Raw genomic sequence first — 990 nt, 5'->3', positions numbered from 1 at the left:
GGCCCGCTCGCGTTCCACCAGCAGCGGCAGCGGCTCACTGCTGGTGACCAGCTCCCGCAGCGGATGCCGGGCCAGCACCGCGTCCACCTCCGGCGTCAACGCCGCCGCCAGCCGGGACGCCGCCGGACGGCTCTCGTCGCGCAGGGCGTCCACGGCGGCGAGGAGGACGCCTCCGGGCCCGGAGCCGGGCACCCCGGCCGCCGCCCGCTCGTACAGCCGGGCGCCCTCCTCCAGGACGACCTCGGTGTCCATGCCCGCCGGGATCTTGATCTGCGCGTGGTGCCGCCAGGTGGTGACCGGATCGCCCCACGCCTCCACGGTGTACGTCCACAGCCCCGGCTCCCCGGCGGTGACGGTCGCCCCCCACCTGTCCGTGCCGGGCGCGAGCTCCCGCATCGGCGTGAACGGCCCCGGGCGCCCCTCGGGATCCTTCAGCACCACGTCGGCGGCGACCGCGTCGTGCCCCTCCCGGAACACGGTCGCCGAGATCTCGAACGTCTCACCGGTCACGGCCTTCGCCGGCCGGCGCCCCTGCCGGACCATCGGCCGGACGTCGAGGACGGGAATGCGCCCCACGGCGGTCTCGGGGGCGGGCGGCGGGGGGCCGGTCTCGGCCGGGCGGACCGGAGGGGACCCGGCGCCGCGCTTCACGGGTGTCCGGGCGGCGCCCGGTGCCGGAGGGGATGACGAGTGGTGCTTGGCGGGCATGACCGCTCCTGTCCGCGTCAACGTGGGTGGGCGGATGACTGTGGGGAGGTGGGTCCTGCGTGGTGTTGCTGAGGGGGTACCCGCAGGAGCCTTCCCACACTGTTCGGGTGGGCAATCCGGCACGTTGTTAACTACTCGCGCGTATGTCGACACACAAGACCGGCCCCGTCCGCACGGGACGGGGCCGGTCGCCGGTGGGCACGCTCCCACGGCCGCCGGTGCCGTCCCGTGCGGCCGGCGCCCGGCATCCCGCGCGGGCGCCACTACGCGCGCGGAACCCGG

General features: G+C 76.1%; 1 protein-coding gene. It reads right to left on the bottom strand.

Annotated features, from left to right (window positions below; translation table 11 throughout):
• Nucleotides 1–708, bottom strand: a 708-nt coding sequence (locus B7767_RS38850) for a maltotransferase domain-containing protein (RefSeq protein WP_143652896.1), incomplete at its 3' end; no start/stop codon positions are given.
• Nucleotides 709–990: the final 282 nt, after the last annotated feature.

The sequence above is a fragment of the Streptomyces sp. 13-12-16 genome (genome assembly GCF_002114215.1).
Taxonomy (GTDB): Bacteria; Actinomycetota; Actinomycetes; order Streptomycetales; family Streptomycetaceae; genus Streptomyces.
The sequence above is the reverse complement of the archived record's forward strand: the minus strand, read 5'-3'. Positions and strand labels throughout refer to the sequence as shown.